Below are 20,877 nucleotides of genomic sequence, written 5' to 3' on the forward strand. Positions count from 1 at the left end.
CACACGCCAGGCCGCGTCCGGAAGCGCGATCACGCATCACCCATTAATCTGAGCCCGGTGGATCCGCATCGGCTCACGCACGCATTCAGAGTGGACAGTTGTCGATATCGGTCATCAGCACACTACCGCAGGGGAGGATGGGCGTGGCACAACGCACAGGCACCGGCTATGCCGGCGCGCCCGTAATCACCGCGCCGTTGCTGCGCGCCTGGCTCGAAGCCGCCCGCACGGTTGCCCAGTCCACCCGCGGTCTGGTCGACTCCCTCAATGTCTTCCCCGTTCCCGACGCCGACACGGGCACCAACGTCCTGCTCACTGTCCGCTCCGCCTGCGACGCCCTCGCCCTGCTGCCACCCGGCGCCGACCTGGCCCAGGCCGCCCGCGCCGCCGCCGACGGCGCCATACGCGGCGCCCGCGGCAACTCCGGACTGTTGATCTCACAGGTGCTGGCCGCATTGGCGGACGTGTGCGCAGAGGCTCCCGACCCAGCCGCATTGCGCCCCGTCGAACTCGTCCACGCCTATGAGCGCATCGCCGCCACCACCTGGAACGCGGTTTCCCGGCCGGTGGCCGGCACCCTGCTGACCGTCGCCAGGGACGCCGCCGTCGGTGCCCGCACCGCCTTCGAGGAGTCCACCGCCGCGGCGCCGGTGACCGTATCCACCGTTGCGGCCTCCGCGGCCTTCGGTGCCCAGGAGAGTGTGGTGGAGACTGCCGGCCTGGGACACGGCGCAGTCGACGCGGGCGGGGCCGCACTAATGCTCATGTACACCAGCCTGTCCGACACCGTGGACGCGGCCGACTCGCCTACCGGTCCCGCCTCGCTGCCCTGCACGGATGTGGCCCGCCAGATGCTTGATGACCTGGTCGCCGGTTCCACTCACGGTGCCGGGGCCCGCGACGCTGAGGGCTCCTTCTCCACCGGCGAGTTCGAGGTCATGTACCTGTTGGAGGCCACCGCCGCCCAGGCCGCCGAGCTGCGCCGCGAACTGGAGGACATAGGCGATTCCGTGGGAGTGGTCGGCACGCCCGACGCGCTGGGCGTGGGCATGTTCCAGGTCCACGTACACACCGACACACCCCGTGCCGCCCTGCCCCGCAGTGGCCGCGCCCGCCAGGTGTGCATACACCATCTGCACCCGACAGCACTCGCCGTCGTGCCGACCTGGGAGGCCGATGAGCCGCCCCTGCCGACCACCACGCCCGCAGATGGGCGCGTGGTCTCCTTCGAACGTCTGGCCGCCCGCCGCTCGACGGCGCAGACGGTCGACGACGCAAAGATCCCTGATGCCGCACCGATTAAGCAGGGTGTCGGCGTTATCGCCTGTACTCGGGCTCCTGGCCTGATCGAGCAGTTCGCCCGCACCGGCGCGGTGGTGGTGTTGAATCCCGAACGCGACGGCATTGTCCGCGCCGCCGGTGATCTCGGTGCCACCCAGGCCATCGTCCTGCCTTGCGACCCGCGGGCGGCCGCAAGCGCCCATGAAGCAGCCCGTTTCCTCGCCGCCCGCTCCGCCGTCTCGGCGGTGCGCGGCGCCGGAACCGGGGAAACCGCCCGCACTGTCCCCGACGGCGTGCGGCTGCTGGTGTGTGATACCGACGATGAGGCCCGGGTCCTGGCGGCTGCCGTGGCCGTCGCCGGGCAGGGCGAGCACACCGAACTAGGCGAGCTGGCCACCCGCGCCGGAGGCGTCGCTGCAGCCGTGCGCACCACCGCCCTGTCGGGCGCGGATGCGGAAACCGACGCCGTCGGCGCCGCCCTGGCGGCGGCACTGCGCCCCGATGATGAGCTTGTCACCATCATCCTGGGACACGATGCTCTGCCGGATGTCGGCGCGGTCGCCGCCGGCGCTGTCGCCCGCTACGCCGAGCAGCAACTCGGCAGTGCCGACGCGATAGAGGTCGTTATTCATGCGGGCGCCCAGGCGAGCCCCGACGTCCTGCTCGCCATCGGGTGAGCACGATGACGCCGACCACCCCGACCGATCCCTCCCGGCGCGGCCCACGCGGCGCCGTCCCCCTGCTCGACCGCCCCCTGGATAGACTGATCGGCAAAGCCACGACTGCTCAGTTATCCAAGCAGGGAATCACTACGCCCCGCGGTCTGCTGCGCCTGTTCCCGCGCCGCTACGACACCTGGGGCGACCTGACCGACCTGCGCACCCTGAAGGACGGCGAACAGGCCACGATTCAGGCGCAGGTGGTGCGTGCCGCCGCCCGCCGCACCCGCGGCGGCCGTCCGCCGGCATTGCTGGAGGCCACCGTAACCGACGGGGTTACCACCATGGGCCTGGTCATGTTCGGCAACCCCGGCCAGATGCACCACCACGCCGAGCAGCTTGCCCCCGGCACCACTGTGCTGCTCAGCGGCAAAGTGGGGCTGCACCGCGGCCGCCGACAGCTGGCGGTCTCCCGCTTCCAGGTGCTAGACGAGCTCGACGACGCCGAACGCGAGGCGCTCCTCGCCCGCCCCATGCCCATTTACCCGGCCACCGAGGCCATGCCCTCCTGGATGGTGGCCCGGGCCGTGCGCGCCGTCCTGGATAAGGTCGGCCCGGGCGACGTTCCTGAACCACTACCCGAACAGGTGCGCATCGCCGAGCGACTCGTTGACGCCCTAACCTCTTACCGGTGGGTGCACGCCCCCGAGGAGGCCTCCCAGTGGCGTGCGGCCCGCCGCCGGCTGCGCCATGAGGAGGCTTTTGTGTTGCAGGCGGCTCTCGTGCAGCGGCGCATTCAGCACGCCGCAGAGCACACCGCAGTCGCCTGGCCGGTTCCCGGTCCCGACTCGCTGCTGGCCGACCTGGACGCCGCCCTGCCGTATACGCTCACTGCTGGGCAGGCGCGGGTAGGCGGCCATATCGCCAATGCCCTGAACTCCACCGCACCCATGCAGTTGCTGCTTCAGGGCGATGTCGGAAGCGGTAAGACCCTGGTGGCCCTGCGCGCCATGCTGCAAGTGGTCGGCGCGGGCGGGCAGGCCGCTCTGTTGGCCCCCACCGAGATCCTGGCCGCCCAACACCGCGCCTCCTTGGAGGCCCTGCTCGGTCCGCTGGCTCGCGCGGGCATGCTCGACGGGGCGCAGCGCGCCACTCGCGTCAGGCTGCTGACCGGCTCCACTGCACCCGCGCAGCGCCGCGAACTGCTGACAGATCTGGCGGGTGGGGAGCCGACCATTGTGGTGGGCACGCATGCTCTGCTGTCCCAAACCGTGCAAATCCCCTTTCTGGGGCTGATCGTCGTCGACGAGCAGCACCGCTTCGGTGTAGCCCAGCGTGACGCGCTGCGTGAGCGGGGCGGTGTCACCGACCCGGCGACCGGTGCCCAGCGCACCCCGCATCTGCTGGTCATGACCGCCACCCCCATCCCGCGGACCATCGCCATGACCATATTCGGGGACCTGGACACGGCCGTGCTCGACGAGCTGCCCGGCGGTCGCAGCCCGATCGGCACCACCCTGGTGCCCTGGGGGCGTGAGTCCTGGGTGGAGCGCATCTGGAAACGCGCCGCTGAGGAGGTGGCTGCCGGCGGGCGCGTATACGTGGTTTGCCCGCGCATTGACGTCGATGACTCCGAGCATGCCGGAGTCGACCAGGAGGAGCCGGAACCGCCGTCGGCCGCACTCCTGGATGAGGTGGGCGAGCTGTCGGAGCAGACGGCCCCGGCCCGGCCACTGGCCGCCGTCACCGAGTGGGTACAGCGGCTCACCGACGAGCCCGCGCTCGCGGGCATCGGCATCGGCGCGGTGACCGGAAGGATGACGGCCGCGGAGAAGGACGCCGCCATGGAGGACTTCGCCTCCGGACGCACCCCGGTGCTGGTGTGTACCACGGTGGTGGAGGTGGGCGTGGATGTGCCAGAGGCCTCCATGATGGTCATCCTTGATGCCGACCGCTTCGGACTGTCCCAGCTGCACCAGTTACGCGGACGCGTGGGACGCGGCGAGCGCGAATCCGTATGTGTGGCGGTGACCGGGGTGGAGGTCGGCAGTCCGGCCTACCACCGGCTCAAGGCCTTCGGAGACATCGGCGATGGCTTCCGGCTGGCGGAGGCGGACCTGGAGCTGCGCCGCGAGGGCAATGTGCTCGGTGCCGCCCAGTCGGGACGGCACAGCGACCTGGACGTGTTGCGCGTGACTCGCGACGGTGCGATTATCGCCCGGGCGCGGGCGCAGGCGGAGGCGATACTCGCGGCCGATCCGACGCTGGCAGAGCATCGGGACCTGGCGGCCGCCATTGCCGATCGCCTGGACGAGGAGGCCGGCGCCTACCTGGAGCGGTCCTAAACGGGCGGGGCAGGCTCGGGCGCGGCATGGCTGGTGAGACGTCACGACTTGCGGCGGGGCCGTATCGGTATCGGGCATTGTCAGCCGCATCTTAGACCGGTACCATAAACCCGTACCACTCGTCTTTCGCGCTACTGAACCGGAGGCTGCCATGTCGATCAGCGCAACCGAGGCGCGGCGCACCCTGTTCCCGCTGATCGAGCGAGTCAACGCGGACCGGGACGCCGTCGAGATCGTCTCCCGCCACGGCAACGCCGTGCTCATGTCCGCCGACGAGTACTCGGCCTGGCAGGAGACGGCCTATCTCTTCCGTTCACCCGAGAATGCCCGGCGCCTGCTGGACTCCTACGAGCGCGCCCGCGCAGGACGGGTCGAGGCCCACGAACTCGACCTCGACGACTGACACCGCCAGAGCGGTGCCCCGCCAAACGGTGACTCCATGAGACTTGTCTGGGACTCCTCCGCCTGGGAGGACTACTGCTACTGGCAGACGGCCGACCGGCGCACGCTAAAACGCATCAACACACTCATCGCCGCCGCCCTGCGTGAACCCTTCGCCGGCATCGGCAAACCGGAACCGCTCAAGTACGGGGCTCCCGGCGCCTGGTCCCGGCGCATCACCGAGGAGCATCGACTGGTCTACTTGGTGGACGGCGAGGACCTGGTCATCCTGCAGGCCCGCTACCACTACTGACCCTTGTCGCCCCGCCGCTGCGTGACGGCGGGTGCGGTCTTCGGGCGTGCCGCCACGGCTCGGGAGGGCCGATTCAGCGTGCGGTGTGCTCTGCGCCGGCCGTGGCGCCATCGTCGTCGGGAGCGGTGCCGTCGTCGTCGGGCTCGGCGAACCAGAGCGTGGTTTCCCCGTACTTGCGTGTGGAGAAGCGGCGCAGCCCCGCGGGCCAGGACGGCTCGGGGGAGCGCGAGGAGCGCTCGACCACGACCACCGCGCCCGGCGCCAGCCACGGGTCCTGGCGGCGGGGGAGCGGGGCCAGCATGGCCGCCAGGGCGGCCTCATCGACGTCATAGGGCGGATCGAGCATGACCAGGTCCACGGGCGCGCCCGCGGGTCCGGCCAGGAAAGCTTCCGCCTTCGCGGTGGCGCTGCGCACGCCGCGCAGGCCGAGGGCGCGCGTGTTGGCGTCGCACACGCGGGTGGCCCGGCGGGAGGCGTCCACCAGGGTCACGTCGGTGGCGCCGCGGCTGGCGGCCTCCAGGCCGAGGGCGCCGGAGCCGGCGCACAGGTCCAGCACGCGCGCGTCGGCGACGACTCCGTAGTGCTCGAGCCGGCCGAACAATGCCTCGCGCACTCGCTCCGAGGTGGGGCGCGTGCCGCCCACGGGCACGTCGATCCGGCGTCCGCCGGCGCTTCCGGCCACGATCCGCGTCATGGGGTGAGCCTAGAGGACTGATCCCCGAAACACGGACCTAGAGGAAACGGCGCTGGGCCGGCCGAATCCACACCGCCGCCGTCACGGGCGGGGCAGGGTGGCGCACGCTTAGCCAGCTGGCTGAAAGTGGTGATCCGCGTGATTCTGCGGTTTGCCTGTCGGGTCTGGAGCGATGGGAAGTCTCCCATGTGCGCCGCCTACCTCGGCGCACGCAGGAAGGTCCGCACCCGTTCGCGCTCAATTCGATGATTCCGCGTAATTCCAATGAGAAGCCGTAAAATGGTGGGCTCTTCTCGGAGGGCTAAGCGTGCGGGGTCGTCAGTCACCACCCCGCCGTTCCAACTGATGCCGTAGCGATCGCCCTCGACCCGTAACTACTACCGGCCTGGGTGGAGGGGCGAGGCTGGGGGCGCGGTGCGCGTGGCGGCGAACAGTGGTCAGTGCCACTAGGCTTGTGGCGGACACGCGAATACCGGGACGGCACCGTCGCCGCTCCGCCGACATCGGGAGGAACACATGCCGCGCACCGTCATCGGAGCCGCCGACGCCGATCAGGATCTGCCCCTGCAGCCCGACGGCGGGACGGCGCACAACGTCACGCCCCCCTGGATGCTTCCCAACGTGCCTGGGCCTGGCCTGGGCCGCCATCTGCTGCCGCGATCCTGGGTCGCGCCCGAAAACACGAGCGCCCCCAGCCTATCCCTGAACGGCACCTGGGCCTTTCGTCTGTACCAGCGGTCGCACCCCGAAGGCCTTGATGAGTACGGCGAGCCCCTCGCACCGGCCTTCGACATCGGTGATGTATCCCTCGGCCCCTGGGGCGATATCGACCTGCCCGCCCACTGGGTGCTCACCGGCCACGGCAAGCGCGGCCTGCCCTGGTACACCAACGTCCAGTACCCCATCCCCGTGGACCCGCCCTACGTGCCCGACGAGAACCCCACCGCCGACCACGTGCGCACCTTCATCCTCCCCGCCGACTGGCTCCTGGAACATGATGGCGCCCGGCAGGTGCTGCGCCTGGACGGGGTGGAGTCCTTCGCCTCCCTCTGGGTCAACGGCACCTGGGTCGGCACCACCCAGGGCTCGCGCCTGCCCTCCGAGCTGGACGTGACCGGCCTGCTGCGAGCGGGAGAGAACACGGTGGCCGTGCGCGTGTCCCAGTGGTCTCCCGGCACTTACGTGGAGGACCAGGACCAGTGGTGGCTGCCCGGCATCTTCCGTGACGTCACCCTGCTGCACCGGCCCGCGGGGAGAGTCGACGACGTGTTCGCCCGTGCCGACTACGACCCCGCCAGTGGCGCCGGCAGCCTCGAAGTCGACGTGGCCGCCCCGCCCGCCGCCTTCCCGGTACGGGTTGAGCTGCCCGAACTGGGCCTGGCCGCTGAGCTGACCGCCCCCGGCACAGCCCGTCTGGCGGCGCCCTCGGTCGAGCCCTGGAGCGCTGAGCTTCCGCGCCTGTACGACCTGGTGGTCACCGCCAGAGAGGAAACCGTGCGCCTGCGCACCGGCTTCCGCCGCCTGGAGGTCGTCGACGGACAGGTGCGCGTCAACGGGACTCGGCTGATCATCGCCGGTGTCAACCGCCACGAGGTCAACGCCCACCGCGGCCGCGTCTTCGACGAGGCCTGGGCCCGCGCCGATCTGGCCGCCATGAAGGCCCACAACGTGTGCGCCATCCGCACTTCACACTATCCGCCCCACCCGCGCCTGCTCGACCTGGCGGATGAGATCGGCCTGTGGGTCATGGACGAGTGCGACCTGGAGACCCACGGTTTCGAGGCCCACGGCTGGCGCGGTAACCCCACCGACAACCCCGCCTGGCGTGAAGCCCTGGTGGACCGTGCCCGCCGCATGGTCGAGCGCGACAAGAACCACCCCGCGATCCTCTTCTGGTCCTTGGGCAACGAGTCTGGCACCGGGCGCAACCTCGCGGCCATGAGCCAGTGGATCAAGCACCGTGACCCCGGCCGTCTGATCCACTACGAGGCCGACTTCGCCGGCGCCTACACTGACGTCCACTCGCGCATGTACCCGACCCTGGAGGAAGTCGAGGCCGTTGTCGGTAGCGGGGTGGAAGCTACCGCCGCCGACGGCGCTGCCGCAAGCCCTGCCGCCGCACCGGTGGCCGTGACCGGGCATGCCGCCGCAAGCCTCACCCCCGCCCAGAACGCGCATGTGCGCACCCTGCCGTTCATCATGTGCGAGTACCTGCACGCCATGGGCACCGGCCCCGGCGGTATTGAGGACTACACCGCGCAGGTGGAGCCCAACCCCCGCCACCTGGGCGGATTCGTGTGGGAGTGGCGCGACCATGCCCTGGTCGACCCGCGCCCCGAGGCCGCAGGCGCCCTGCGCTACGGCGGCGACTTCGGGGAGGCCGTGCACGACGGCAACTTCGTGTGCGACGGGCTTGTCTCCGCCGACACCACCCCCAGCGCCGGCACCACCGCTTGGGCCAATGCTGTGGCTCCGGTCCTGGCCACCTGGGCCGGTGGCGCCGGGAACTCCGACCGGGGCGACGGTACGGTACGGGTGCGCAACCGCTTGCACACGCGCACCACTGCCGGTCTCACGCTCGTCTGGCAGGTGACTTCTGAGGTTGCCGCTGACTCCGGCGCTCCCACCACGGGGGCCGACGGCGAGGGCGGGCTTTCGGCTGACGCCGCCACCGCCCGGGCCGCTCGCCCTGGAGCGCACGACGTTGCCTCCGCAGCCGGGTTCATGTCCCTGGGCACCGCCACCGCCGGCGAATGCGCGTTGCCCGAGCTCGCCCCGGGGGAGGAGACGCTGCTCGAAGTGCCCGGGCTGGTCGACGCCATCGCCCGCGCCCACGCCACCGGCCGCGTCGCCCACGTGCTTACCGCCGTGCTCGACCCGCTCATCCCCGGAGTGACCGACACCGGGCCCCGCCAGATCAACCCGGTTGACGGCGCCCCGCTGTTGCCCCAGGTTGCCTGCGCCGACGCTTCCGGTCGCCGGGTCATGTCAACTCGGGAACTGGCGGTTCCGGCCCGGTCGGCTATGCCCACGCCGGTCGGGCCCGCATTCACGAATGCGCTCGCAGCGGACCGCCTCGAGGCCGCGAGCGCTGTGGGCCTGGCGACGGCCACTCATGGCGTGGTGCCGGTCCGGGTGCGTGGCGGCATAGAACTGGGCCGCGCGCGGCTTGATGAGCGCGGCCTGCTGCGGGAACTGGGCGGTGCCGACATCGTCGGCCCGCTGACCACCATCTGGCGTGCCCCCACCGACAACGACGAGGGGCACGGTCCGATCGACTACTGGCATGTGCCCCCGACCCCGGCCAACCTGGGTGCCGGTTCCGGCCGGCCTGGGCCCTCCGCGGCCGACGGTTGGCGTGAGGCGCGTCTGCATCTGGCGCGCGAACGGCATGTGTCCACCACCATTGAGGGCGACGCCGTATTCGTGCGCACCAGGTGTTCGGCGCCCCAGATGGCCTGGGCCCTGGAAACCACCACCACGCTCACCGCCGAGGCTGGCGGACTGCGGCTGCGCGCTGAGATCATTCCTACCGGGAATCTGCCCGCTGTGCTGCCCCGCCTGGGGGTGCGGCTGGGACTGTCCATGGGCCTGACCCGCGCCACCTGGGCCGGCACCGGTCCCGCCCCCGCCTACGCGGACCTGTCCGGGGCCGTGCGCCACGGCGTCTTCCACGGGGAGATCTCCGCGCTGTGGCAGCAGCCGGTCCGCCCACAGGAGGGCGGCACCCGGCCCGACCTGCGGTGCCTGCAATTGGACGGGGCCGCCGGACGTCTGACCGTGTTGATCCCCGCCAGCGCTCCGGTCGCCTTCTCACTGAGCCCGTGGAGCCTGGAGAATCTCACCGCCGCTGAGCACGTTGAGGATCTGCGCCCCGACACCCACCTGTGGCTGCACCTGGACGCCCTCCACCACGGTCTTGGCAGCCGCTCCTGCGGACCGGACGTGCGCCCGGAGGCGGCCGCCTCCCCCCGTCCGGTGGTGGTCGAGGCCTGGTTGAGAGTGGATGGGAGCTGAGGGCACCAAAGGCGGGCACGGCCCATGATGTGGACCGCTTCGGCGTAGCCGGGCAACCCGTCTCACTCGCCGATACCGGCGCGCGTCCCCGCCTGCCGGGAGCCGGTCCGTTAGCCTCGCGACGTGACGCTTGCCGTGTATCCCGGAACCTTCGACCCGATCACCCTCGGGCATATCGACGTCGTGCGTCGCGCCGGCACGCTATTCGACCATGTCATCCTCGGAGTCGCGCGTAACGTCGCCAAGGACGCATCCCGCCTGTTCAGTGTGGAAGAACGTGCCGAGCTGGCCCGGGCCGCCCTGGCCGACCTGCCCGGTGTGGAGGTTGCGGTCATCCCGGGTCTGCTGGCCGATTTCTGTGCCCGCAGGGGCGCCGATGCCATTGTCAAGGGCCTGCGTAACGGCTCCGACTTCGACACCGAGATCCCCATGGCACTGGTCAACCGAGAGTTGGGAGGTCCTGAGACCTTCTTCCTGGCTGCCGCCCCGACCCATGCGCATGTGTCCTCTTCCCTGGTCAAGGAGGTGGCCCGGCACGGCGGGGACATTTCCGCCTTGGTGCCGACCGAAGTCGCCGCCGCTCTGGCCCGTGCCCTGGGCGGTGCTACTCCGGGAGCCGGTGCCACTGCAACGATGCCGCTACCCGAACCCCCTGCAGAAATGAAGGACGAACCGTGACCACCCGTGCCGACGCCGGAGACGACCTGCTACGCATCCTCGACGAGCTGGATGAGTTGATCTCCACCGCCCGTTCGCTGCCCATGAGCGCCTCCGTGATGGTCAGTCGCCAGGATGTGCTAGACCTGATCAACCGTGCCCGCCAGGCGGTGCCCACCGCCGTGCGTCGTGCCGAGGAGATCGTGGCAGACGCCGACGCCGTGCTAACCCAGGGGCGCGAGGAGTCCCAGCGGATCCTCACCCATGCCCAGGAGGAGGCCGAGCGGCTGGTGGCCGGGGAGAATATTGTGCGCATGGCCAATGACCGTGCCGACGCCATCATTTCCACTGCGGAGCAGCGGGCGGAACGGCTGCGCCACGGTGCCGACGACTACTCCGACCGTTCCTTGGCCGCCCTGGAGACCGAGATAGACAAGCTTGCCGAGCAGGTTCGGGCGGGCCGCGAAGCGCTGGCCGCCCGCCTTAGCGCGGGCACCGACTCCGCGGCGCCCGATGCCGAGCGTGAACGTCAGGAGGCAGCCCGCCATTTCGCCGGCTGGTCCGTTGACCCGGCCGCCACCCGTAACTGGAACCAGGGCGGACGGTAGGCTGATACGCCCACGCGCAGGTACATTCACCTCCGCAGCACGTCATTGAGGAGGATCATCATGGCCAGCACGGCCGGACTCGTCGTCGACATTGTCGACCTGCCACAGCAGATCGGGGCGATCAAGAACATCCATCTGGACACCGTCGCCCCCGCCGACCTGGGCGCCGAGATGATCGGTGCCCAGGAGGGCGGTCCGCTTGTAGTCGACGCCGAACTGACCTGTTTGGGCAACGGTGTGCTGGTGCGCGGGCGCGCCGAGGTGCACCTGAGCGGCCAGTGCGTGCGCTGCCTGCGTGATCTTGAGAATGACACGATCATTACCTTCGACGAGCTGTTTTTCACCCCGGAGGCGGCCCGCGCCCAGGCCGCCGAGGGGGATGAGGAGGCCGACGAACTGTTCATGGTCGGTGATACCTCGCTGGACCTTGAGCCGGCGCTGCGTGATGCGCTTGTGCTCGCCCTGCCCTTCCAGCCGCTGTGCCGTGAGGACTGCGCCGGTCTGTGCTCGCAGTGTGGTGAACGTCTGGACGATCTGCCCGCTGATCACCACCATGAGCAGCTGGATCCCCGCTGGTCCGCCCTGGCCGGTCTGCTGGCGGATGCCGACGCCGCCCCCGCCGCCGACGCTGACGACGCCGAGGATCAGGATGTTGACAGGCGGCGCCGATGAGTTCGCGGCGTAAGCAGAAGCGCGCCGTGCCCCCGGCGCGTGAGGACGTTGACACGCTCGTTTTCCGCTGGGGTGAGCATATTGACGCCGACCTGCTCAACCTGGCCCTGACCCATCGCTCCTGGGCGCATGAGCACGGTGGCCTGCCCACCAATGAGCGCCTGGAGTTCCTGGGGGACTCGGTTCTGGGCCTCGTGGTCACCGAGAACCTCTTCCGCAGCCATCCGGATCTGCCCGAGGGGCAGTTGGCCAAGATGCGGGCCGCAACCGTCTCCGAGCCGGCCTTGGCTGCCGTCGCCCGGGATCTGGGCTTGGGGGAGTTCGTCAAACTTGGACGGGGTGAGTCGCTGTCCGGTGGTCGGGACAAGGACTCCATTCTCTCCGACACCGTCGAGGCACTCATCGGCGCCACATATCTGACAACCGGGCTGGAACCGGTGCGCACCGTCGTGGAGCGCCTGGTGGCCCGCTTTTTGGATGACGCCTCCATACGCGGCGCGGGCCTGGACTGGAAGACCAGCCTGCAAGAGCTCACCGCCGTCCACGGCCTGGGAAACCCGGCCTACGAGGCGACCAGCACCGGCCCGGACCACAGGCGCATATTCACCGCCCGGGCGCGCGTGGACGGGAGGGTCTGCGGCGAGGGTACCGGCAGCTCCAAGAAGGTGGCCGAACACGCCGCCGCCGAGGCGGCCTACGCCACCATCCTGGCCGCTCATGGCGACGGCGGGCTGCACCTGCCCGGCGTCAACGACGCCCTGCGCGCCGATTTGGGCGTGGGTGGCGCCGGGGCCTCACGATCGCAGGCCGCCGAGGCGAAGCCGCGGACTTAGAACCGTCATGCCGGAACTACCCGAAGTTGAGACCGTCCGTGCCGGACTGGCCCGGCACTTGAGCGGCCGCACGGTGGAGCGCGTGGAGATCTTCGATCCGCGGCCGCTGCGGCGGCAGGAGGGCGGGGCAGAGGTCTTCGTGCAGCGGTTGAGCGGCCGCGCCTTTACCGCGGTGGTGCGCCGCGGCAAGTATCTGTGGCTGCCGCTCGACGACGGGGCAGCCCTGGTCGCCCACCTGGGCATGAGCGGGCAACTGCTCGTGCACGGCACCCCCGTCGCGCTCGCCGCGCGGGAGTCCGGCGATGACGCCCGCGCTTTCCTGGGCGACCCTGAGGCGCCCCGCGCGGACTTGACCGCCACACGTGCCCCATTGCCGGCCAGGGATCCGCAGCTGCGCCCACGTCACCTACGCGTGCGCCTGCACCTGCGGCCCATCGCCGGTGACGCTCCTGGTGGAGCCCTCCTGGACCTGGTCGACCAGCGCATGTTCGGCGGACTGCGCGTGGCCGCCATGGTGCCCACCGCCGATGGAGCGCCCGGCGGCACCGGCAGCCCCGTTCCGCAGATGCCGGCCGACGTCACCCACATCGCCCGCGACCTGCTCGATCCGCACCTGGACCGGCCCGCCGTCGTCGCCAAAATGCGCCGCTCCAACCGGGCCATCAAGACACTGCTCCTGGACCAGGGCATCGTCTCCGGCGTCGGCAACATCTACGCCGATGAGGGACTGTGGGCTGCCCGCGTCCACGGGCTGCGCCGCGGCAGTGCCCTCGGCCCGTGCGTGACCGCCCGCCTGCTGGCGGCCACCGGTGAGGTCATGGATCGGGCGCTGGCCGTGGGCGGCACCAGCTTCGACGCCCTGTACGTGGACGCCGACGGCGCCGCCGGCTACTTCGCCCGCTCCCTGGCGGTTTACGGGCGGGCGGGACAGGAGTGCCGGCGCTGCGGCGCGCCCCTTCGTTCCGAGACGGTCGGCGGTCGCAGCCACGTGTTCTGCCCGCGCTGCCAGCGTAGACCGCGGTAGACGGCTAACTGTGACGTAAGTCCCCGCTGCTGATAGTCTCCGTCCATGCACAGTGCCTCCGCGTCCGAAACGGTTCGCGTCATGATTGTGGACGACCATGAGATCGTCCGTCGCGGTATCGCCGAGATCATCGAGCGAGCCGATGGCCTGGATGTGGTGGCCGAGGCCGGCTCCAAGGCTGAGGCCATCCGCCGTGCCGAACTCATGCGCCCGGATGTGGTGCTGGTCGACTTGCAGCTGCCTGACGGCACCGGTATCGAACTCATGCAGGCGCTGCGCGAGTCGGTGCCTCAGGCGCTGCCGATCGTGCTGACTTCCTTTGACGACGACGAGGCGTTGGCCGAGTCCCTTGATGCCGGTGCCCGGGCCTACCTGCTCAAGACCGTCCACGGCGCCGAGATCAGCGATGTGGTGCGGGCGGTGGCATCCGGGCGGGTACTGCTCGACGAGCGGACGGTTACGCGCCGTCGTGCTGATCATGACGACCCCACCGCCGACCTGACCAACGCCGAGCGCAAGGTGCTCGAACTCATCGGCGACGGCCTGTCCAACCGGGAGATCGGTGAGCGGCTCGGGGTGGCGGAGAAGACCGTCAAGAACCACATCACCTCGCTCCTGGCAAAGATGGGCCTGCAGCGGCGCACGCAGGTGGCCGCCTGGGTGGCCGGGCAGCGCGCCTCCGGCTGGCGTCGTTCTTGAGGCAGGGGCTGCCACAGCAAGCCTGTGTGGCCTTGGGGCATACGTCTCTTTTCGGTCTGTACTCTTTCTCTGACGCTCTGGTGACGGTTAGCTTAAGGAAGCTGCGGCCAAGGCGTGACTGAAGGGGGTCACACTGATGCAGGTCGACTACGAGGATCTGTCCCTCGCGGGAGCTACGCTGTTCAGGCAGGGCGCAGAGCACCTGTCCACCAGGAGCAGTTCATTGAGCAGTGGGCGCGGATAGATTCTGCCGACTTGGGAGACCTCCTCAAGCGGAACGCAACATGCGATCCCTACGCTCCCAGTGGCGCGAGCAACAGCGCTCGGGGAGAGCCGATACACCCCTTGACCAGATGGACGAGATTCGTGACAGCCTAGGAAGATAAGGAGTAAGAGTAATGAGCGACCTGGTGGTGAAGGATGGTGTGCTGGACTGGCTGGCCCAGGATCTTTCCCGTGCGCAGGGAGAGTGGGAGTACTCCTGGAGCCAGCTCGATGGAGGCATGGGTGCGGCACAGGCCGAGTGGAGCGGCCAGGCTGCCAGTGCGGCGGACTCGACTTATAGCTCAGTGTCCCAGTCGGGGCAGGACTTGAGCTTGATGCTGATGGAGCTCATCGCCGCCGTACGTTATGCCGATGATCTCTATACGGCGGCGGAGCGGCAGGTCGCCAGCATGTGGTCGCTGTGAGAAGCCGCGGGAGTTAGTGGGCTTGCTGCCTGCGACGCAGAACGGCTGCGCGGTCAACGGTTGGGGAGGTGTGGGCTGTGAGTTTGATCGGTACTAGGTATCCGGCTCGCCGGTTTGTTGTGGCACTGCCTGCTCGAGAGGCGGTGCGGGTGGTGGTTGATGTGCTGCGGCGGGAGGGCTTCTCCCTGGAGTCGTGGGATGTTGATCCCTTCTTGCGCGAGTACGGTCCCTGGACCGGGGCCGCGCTGCGGCGGGGGCATGCGATCAAACTCATTCTGCTCACCCCCGTCGTGTATATGGTGGCTCCACTGGCTCTGCTGGTCCCCTGGGTCCGGTGGAGCCTCGGCGTGGTGAAGATGGTGGCGTATGAAGGTCTTCCTGACGACCACCCGTTCCAGATGCAGCAGTGGTGGCGTATCAGGAGGGCGGCGCAGAAGGCTGCCCGGTCACGCCGCTGAGCATGTAATCAGGCAGCCCGCTGCGGCCATCCCGCTCCAGTGGCACCCGCCAGGTGAAGCAGGTGCCCCGCCGCTCGCCGTCGGAACGGGCGCGCGGGCCGATCACGAAGCTGCCGGCGTGGCGGCGGGCGCGCTCGGCCATGTTGGCGGTTCCCGAGCGGCGTGTCACCCGCGGGTCCACGCCCACGCCGTCGTCCCGGCACACCACCTCCACCACCGGCGCGCCCTGGAAGGGCTCGGCGTCCCCGGAGGCGGCCCCGTCCTGGCCAGCGGGCGGCTGGGAGCCGAGCAGCCCCTCCACCTTGACGTCTACCGTCACCGAGGAGGCCTTGGCGTGGCGGGCCACATTCGACAGCCCTTCCCGCACCACGGCCACGATGTCGTCTGCCAGGTCCGGTTCCACCGCCGCGTCGATCATGGCGATCAACTCATCCTCCCGGTCCCGCTCCGCCTGCGCCAGGCCGTGGCCGTCCACCGTGAGGATCAGGGACGGCGCGAAACCGAGCGAGGTGCGAGCCAGAGAGGCCTCCCGTCGCAGCCGCTCCACCACGCTGACGTCCTCGTCCCGGTCCCGCAGCGAGCGCACGATCGAACGTATCTGCCGCACCGAGTCGTCCACCGCCGCCAGGGAGGCGTCCAGCGCCCGGCAAGCGACTGACATGTCGGTGCCGGAGGCAGCACCCTCATGCTCGAGCCGGTCACGGGCGGCTGACAGCTGCATCCCGGTGGCGAACAGCTGCTGGATCGCCAGGTCGTGCAGATCACGTCCGATGCGGGCCCGCTCATCCAGGAGCGTGGCCATCTCCTCGGCGTGCTGGGCGTCGGCGAGCTCGAAGGCCATGGTCGCCTGCCCGGCTACCAGCTCCGCGATCTCCAGGTCCTGCCGGGTGAAGCGCTCGGCCCCCTGCTCACGCAGCAGCAGCATTACCCCTACACCGCGGCCCCGATGGACCATGGGCGCATACAGTGCCGGGCCGAACCGGGCGAGTTCCTCAACCAGCAGGTCGGAGGCGCCCCAGGCGTCGGCCAGCGAGTCCTCGATCAGCCCGGTGCGGCGCGCCAGCGTCTTTAGGGCCCGGCCCGCAGGTGGGAAGAAGGTGCCGATCAACTGGTCGGCGTGCTTGCCGTCCGCGATCTCGCAGATCCAGGTTTCGCCCACGCTGGGCAGCACCAGGGCAGCGGTGTCCGCATGGGCGACCTCGCGCACGCGGCGGGCGATCAGCGTCAGTGCATCGCCCTCATCGGCACCTGACAGGAGCATGGTGGTTAGTTCCTGGGATACCGCCATCCACTGCTCGCGATCACGGGCCTCCCGATACAGGCGGGCATTCTCCAGCGCGACGGCGGCGGCCTCAGCGAGCGTCAGTACGGCGGTGACATCCGCGTCGGTGAACCCGCTGCGCTTGTCGCACAGGTATAGGCGCCCGTAAATCCGCCCGTGGGAACGCAATGGGGCGGAAAGAATGGTAGTACCGCAGTCCTGCGCGTCCCCGGCCGGCATATTGCGCACGAGCACGCCGGAGTCCTCGGGGCCGGCGCCGGGAGCACCGGCCAGCATGGTAGCCAGTTCGTCGGCCGAGGCGGTGGCGGTGCCGGTGGTCAGTGATGCGGCGGTGGCGGGATCGGCGGGCCCGGGGACGGCGATCGTCCCCCAGGCAGCACCGGTCAGGGCGCAGGCGGAGTCGACGAGTCGGTTCAGCGCCTCCGGAACCTTCAACGAGCTAGTCAGCCTAAGCGCCGCCCGGAACAGGCCTACGGTTCCGCCCGCCGGCGCGGCGGCGGTGGCGCTGGGACCGCCGGGGTAGGACGCGATGTCAGACATGAGCCTCCTGCTCCTGTTCAAGGGACCAGCGGTAATCGGGGTCGGCGTTGGCGAGCTCGATGTGCCGGCCGCGGCGTGTCACCGTGGCGGGGGTCCCGGGCGCCGTCCGGTGGGGGCGGCCCAGGATGAGCACCTCATCGGCCTGGCCCAATGCGGACAGGCGGTGAGTGACCAGGAGGACTCCGCGGGCCTCGGTGTGGTCGGCCGTGACCGGCGGACCGCCGTGACGGGTGCTCACCGGAGCCTGAGGCGGGTCCTCCGCGACCCCGCCGCGCAGCAGGTCCCCGACCAGACGGTCGGCGGTGGCCGAGTCCAGGTGCTCGCCGGGCTCGTCCAGCAGCATCAGCGGGGCCGGCGCGGCCAGTGCCCGGGCCAGCAGTAGGCGGCGGCGCTCTCCGCCGGATACGGTCGTGGCATCCGCCCCCAGGCGCGTGTCCAACCCGTCGGGCAGGTGCGAGAGCCAGTCGCCCAGCCCGGCCCGTCCCAGAAGTACTTCGGCCCGGTCGGGAGTCAGGGCGCCGTCGGCCACGCGCAGATTTTCCAGGACGCTGGTGTCAAAAACGTGCGCGTCCTCAGCGGTCAGGCTGACCCGGCTGGCCGCCTCGGCTCGATCCGTGTCCCACGGCGGGCAACCGTCCAGGGTCAGCTCGCCGCCACGCGGCTCCAGCATGCCCGCCAGGGTGAGCAGCAGTGTGGTCTTGCCGATCCCGGACGGGCCCACAACCGCCAGGCGGTCGCCCGGCGCCAGGTCCAGGTCGATGCCGTCTACCAGAATCGGGCCGTCGGGCCATCCCACTGCCAGGTCGCGGGCTCGCAGATGCGGACCGTTGGCGCCGGCGGCCGGCAGCGCGCGGGGTGTGGGCGCGTGTTCGGCGGAGGATTCGGCCCGCTCCATGAGCGCCACAATGCGCACCGCCGCGCCGGCGGACGTTATCAGCTGCACGCAGGCCGGTCCTAGGGCCGCGGATGCCTCGAAGGCGCTCAGCGGCACCAGGACGATTACCGCCAACCACACCGGCGCCAGTCGGCCCTGGGAGACCGCCTGGGTGCCCACGACTATGTTTCCCAGCACCGCCAGCCCCATGGCGGCGGTGTCGATAACAGCGGCCAGTGCCGCGGGCCGGGCCGCCCGGTCGCGGGTGGCTGCCAGATGCGTCTCCAGGTCGGCCAGGCCCTTCATCACGTGGGGCATACGGCCGGACACGCGCAACTCATCGGCGCCGTCGAGCACATTCATGACGGTGGCGGACAGATCAGTGGCCTGCTCCTGGCGGGCCAGCTCGGCGGCTCGGGCCGCCCTGATCGTCGTCAGCGGTCCGGCCACCCCGGAGACCAGCAGGCAGGTTGCCAGTATCAGTCCTGCCGGGGGGTAGACGAGGGCAACGCCCGCGCTGGTGGCCACCCCCAGTGTGGCGGCGACCGCGATCGGCAGCAGGGATCGCACCACCAGATCCCCCACGGCGTCCACATCACTGCCCACCCGTACCAGCACGTCTCCGCGGCGCAGGCCGGTGACCGTGTCGGTACGGGCCGCCGCCACAGTCCGGTACAGGCGTGTGCGCAGGGCACTCATGCCGCGCAGAGCGGTGTCATGGGACTCCAGCCGTTCGCAGTAGCGCAGCACCGAGCGGGAGACACCGAACAAGCGCACCGCTACGGGTGCCACGCCGAGCGCTACGACTTCGTGTGCTTCGGCGGCACGGGCGATCATCCAGGCGGCTACAGCGGACAGGCCGACGGCGCTGGCCAAGCCCACAGAGCCCAGGAGCACGCAGGCGGCGAAACGGGCTCCGTTCAGGTCGAGCAGTCCCACGGCGCGGCGCAGGGCCCGGCGCTCGGTGCGGGTCAGTAAGGCTCTCATCGGTCCCCTCCGGAGAAAATGAGCTCATCCATGGGGTCGGCGGCGTTCACGGTGTCGGTGGTGCCGGCGCCCGGCCCGGCGGAGGCATCCGATGCGGTCGCGGGGGCGGGGCGGGAGACTACTTCGATGATGTCGTCGGCCAGAGCGAGCAAGGCGCGCCGGTGGGCGATCACAACTACGGTGCGGCCCGCCTCACGCAGGGCGGCGACGGCGTTGAGCACATGGGCCTGGGCGGCGGCATCCAGGTGGGCGGTGGGCTCGTCCAACAGGACCAGCGGTGCGTCGGAGGCCAATGCCCGGGTCAGGGCCAGGCGTTGACGCTGACCGAGTGACAGGCCCACCCCGCCCTGCCCCACGCGCGTGTGCCAGCCCTCGGGCAGGGATGCGAGCACCTCGTCGAAGCCGGTGGCCGCTGCGGCGGCGTCGAGTGCGGCGGGCACCACAGCGGGGCCCGCGGGTGGGGCATCGGGCACGTGACCCAGGACATTGCCCAGCAGCGTGCCGGGAAGGATGACGGGCCGCTGCGGCACCCAGGCGATCTGTTTCCACCAAGACGCCGGATCGACGTCGACCAGGTCCACCCCCTGTCCGTCGGCGGCGCTGGCCCGCACGCGGCCGCGATCGGGGGTGAGCAGGCCCAGCAGCAGCTGGGAAGCGGTGGTCTTGCCGGCCCCGGAGGCCCCGGTGAAGGCCACCAGGCGGCCGGGGCGAATGGTGGCGGTCAGATCCGCGGGCGCCCAGGCGCCGCGGGAGGCCACCGAGACATCCTCCAGGTCAATGCGGGCCGAACGCAGATCTGGTGCGGGTTGTGCACCCGGCTGTGGCGCGGACTCTTCCAGTACGGCGAAGACGGCCTCGGCGGCGGCCACGCCATTGGCGGAGGCATGGAACTGGAAGCCCACCTGCCGCAGCGGCTGATACACCTCCGGGGTGATCATGATGACCAGTAGGCCGGTTGTCAGATCCAGGCGCCCGTACAGCAGCCGGAAGCCGACCTCGACAGCGACGATCGCCACCGACAGGGTAGTGATGAACTCCAGCACCGCCCCGGAGAGGAAGGCAACTCTCAGGGTGGACATGGTGGTGGCGTTGTAGGCGCGGCCCAGGTCATGCACCCGTCGGGCGGGGCCGGCCTGGCGCCCCAGCGCCTTGAGCGTCGGCAGGCCCGCCAGCAGATCTAGCAGTTGGCTGCCCAGCCGCTCCATGGTGCGTAGCCGCGCCTCGGAGTGCGCCTGGGTCAGACGGCCGATCAGGATCATGAACACCGGGATCAGGGGGATCGTGCAGGCCACCGCGATCGCGGAGGGCAGGTCCTGGGTGAGCAGGACCAGGCCGGTGGCGGGAGTGACGGTGGCTGCCAGCAGTAGCTGCGGCAGGTAACGGGTGAAGTACGGCTCCAGGTCGTCCAGGCCGCGGGTGAGCAGTGTGGCGGTGTCGACGCCGTGGATCGCCCGCCAGCGCGGCCCCAGGGCGGTGGCGCGCTGAAGCACCTGCCGGCGCAGATCTACGGTGACATCCGCGGCCGCCCGGTGGGCGCGCGACTCCTGGATGTACAGCACCAGCGCCCGGGCCGCCACCACACCGGCCAGCACCATCACCTGGGCACGCACCGTCTTCGCCGTCGCGGCCCCGGTGATGACCGGGGAGATGATGTGGGCGATGAGGTACGCCTGGGCGACGACAAGCAAAGCTGTGAGCGTGCCGGTGATCGCCGTCGTGGCGATGTAGCGCCGGGCCGCGGCCGCGTAGCGCATGAGTCGGGGATCCAACGGCTTCACCCCAACAGGATAGTGCCACGACGGGACCGTAGTCCCGGGAGTACGGTCATGGAGGCCCAGGAGGAGGCCCGCAAGTCGGCGAGCCC

The 20,877-nt window shown here is 70.3% G+C and carries 17 protein-coding genes; 13 read left to right on the top strand and 4 right to left on the bottom strand.

Features of this window, described 5'->3' with window-relative positions:
- The first annotated feature begins 137 nt into the window (after nt 1–137).
- The 4 genes from CWT10_RS04750 (at nt 138) to CWT10_RS04765 (ending at nt 4,979) form a co-directional block, all read left to right on the top strand.
- On the top strand, nt 138–1,958 hold the full coding sequence (locus tag CWT10_RS04750) for a DAK2 domain-containing protein (protein ID WP_103063511.1): 1,821 nt from the start codon (nt 138–140) through the stop codon (nt 1,956–1,958).
- Between the two features lie 77 nt (nt 1,959–2,035).
- On the top strand, nt 2,036–4,285 hold the full coding sequence (locus CWT10_RS04755; RefSeq protein WP_103063568.1) for an ATP-dependent DNA helicase RecG: 2,250 nt from the start codon (nt 2,036–2,038) through the stop codon (nt 4,283–4,285).
- A 151-nt stretch (nt 4,286–4,436) separates the two neighbouring features.
- Nucleotides 4,437–4,688, top strand: coding sequence for a type II toxin-antitoxin system Phd/YefM family antitoxin (locus CWT10_RS04760; protein ID WP_103063512.1), 252 nt, complete (start codon nt 4,437–4,439; stop codon nt 4,686–4,688).
- Between the two features lie 36 nt (nt 4,689–4,724).
- Nucleotides 4,725–4,979, top strand: coding sequence for a Txe/YoeB family addiction module toxin (locus tag CWT10_RS04765; RefSeq protein ID WP_103063513.1), 255 nt, complete (start codon nt 4,725–4,727; stop codon nt 4,977–4,979).
- A gap of 73 nt (nt 4,980–5,052) precedes the next feature.
- Here the strand turns inward: CWT10_RS04765 and rsmD are convergent, their stop codons facing one another.
- On the bottom strand, nt 5,053–5,673 hold the full coding sequence (rsmD, locus tag CWT10_RS04770; protein ID WP_103063514.1) for a 16S rRNA (guanine(966)-N(2))-methyltransferase RsmD: 621 nt from the start codon (nt 5,671–5,673) through the stop codon (nt 5,053–5,055).
- Between the two features lie 516 nt (nt 5,674–6,189).
- Between rsmD and CWT10_RS04775 the strand changes: the two genes are divergently transcribed.
- From CWT10_RS04775 to CWT10_RS04815, 9 genes are all read left to right on the top strand, one after another.
- Entirely contained in the window at nt 6,190–9,690 is a 3,501-nt protein-coding gene (locus tag CWT10_RS04775) for a glycoside hydrolase family 2 TIM barrel-domain containing protein (protein ID WP_103063515.1), read from the top strand.
- 123 nt (nt 9,691–9,813) lie between these two features.
- Nucleotides 9,814–10,368, top strand: coding sequence for a pantetheine-phosphate adenylyltransferase (gene coaD / locus CWT10_RS04780; RefSeq protein ID WP_103063516.1), 555 nt, complete (start codon nt 9,814–9,816; stop codon nt 10,366–10,368).
- Nucleotides 10,365–10,955, top strand: coding sequence for an ATP synthase subunit B family protein (locus CWT10_RS04785; protein WP_103063517.1), 591 nt, complete (start codon nt 10,365–10,367; stop codon nt 10,953–10,955). The genes coaD and CWT10_RS04785 overlap by 4 nt, the downstream gene beginning before the upstream one ends.
- 60 nt (nt 10,956–11,015) lie before the next feature.
- Complete coding sequence (locus CWT10_RS04790; protein WP_103063518.1) at nt 11,016–11,627, top strand: YceD family protein; 612 nt, start codon at nt 11,016–11,018, stop codon at nt 11,625–11,627.
- Entirely contained in the window at nt 11,624–12,460 is an 837-nt protein-coding gene (gene rnc / locus CWT10_RS04795; protein WP_103063519.1) for a ribonuclease III, read from the top strand. The genes CWT10_RS04790 and rnc overlap by 4 nt, the downstream gene beginning before the upstream one ends.
- Before the next feature lie 7 nt (nt 12,461–12,467).
- Nucleotides 12,468–13,484 carry a bifunctional DNA-formamidopyrimidine glycosylase/DNA-(apurinic or apyrimidinic site) lyase gene (gene mutM, locus CWT10_RS04800; RefSeq protein WP_103063520.1) on the top strand — a complete coding sequence of 339 codons (1,017 nt, stop codon included), beginning with the start codon at nt 12,468–12,470 and terminating at the stop codon, nt 13,482–13,484.
- A gap of 45 nt (nt 13,485–13,529) precedes the next feature.
- A complete protein-coding gene (locus tag CWT10_RS04805; RefSeq protein WP_103063521.1) occupies nt 13,530–14,183 on the top strand; it encodes a response regulator in 654 nt (217 codons plus the stop codon).
- A gap of 398 nt (nt 14,184–14,581) precedes the next feature.
- Nucleotides 14,582–14,872 (top strand): WXG100 family type VII secretion target, encoded by a 291-nt coding sequence (locus CWT10_RS04810; RefSeq protein ID WP_103063522.1) that lies wholly within the window; start codon nt 14,582–14,584, stop codon nt 14,870–14,872.
- 119 nt (nt 14,873–14,991) lie between these two features.
- Entirely contained in the window at nt 14,992–15,330 is a 339-nt protein-coding gene (locus tag CWT10_RS04815) for a hypothetical protein (RefSeq protein WP_128683290.1), read from the top strand.
- On the opposite strand, the gene CWT10_RS04820 is transcribed toward CWT10_RS04815, so the two are convergent.
- From CWT10_RS04820 to cydD, 3 genes are read right to left on the bottom strand one after another with little or no spacing between them, the layout of a single operon-like run.
- Nucleotides 15,290–17,152 carry a GAF domain-containing sensor histidine kinase gene (locus CWT10_RS04820; protein WP_103063524.1) on the bottom strand — a complete coding sequence of 621 codons (1,863 nt, stop codon included), beginning with the start codon at nt 17,150–17,152 and terminating at the stop codon, nt 15,290–15,292. The genes CWT10_RS04815 and CWT10_RS04820 overlap by 41 nt on opposite strands.
- A complete protein-coding gene (cydC, locus tag CWT10_RS04825) occupies nt 17,145–19,013 on the bottom strand; it encodes a thiol reductant ABC exporter subunit CydC (RefSeq protein WP_103063525.1) in 1,869 nt (622 codons plus the stop codon). Before cydC ends, CWT10_RS04820 begins: the two co-directional genes overlap by 8 nt.
- A complete protein-coding gene (gene cydD / locus CWT10_RS04830) occupies nt 19,010–20,791 on the bottom strand; it encodes a thiol reductant ABC exporter subunit CydD (protein WP_179952364.1) in 1,782 nt (593 codons plus the stop codon). Before cydD ends, cydC begins: the two co-directional genes overlap by 4 nt.
- Nucleotides 20,792–20,877: the final 86 nt, after the last annotated feature.

The organism is Actinomyces qiguomingii, from assembly GCF_004102025.1.
GTDB lineage: Bacteria > Actinomycetota > Actinomycetes > Actinomycetales > Actinomycetaceae > Actinomyces > Actinomyces qiguomingii.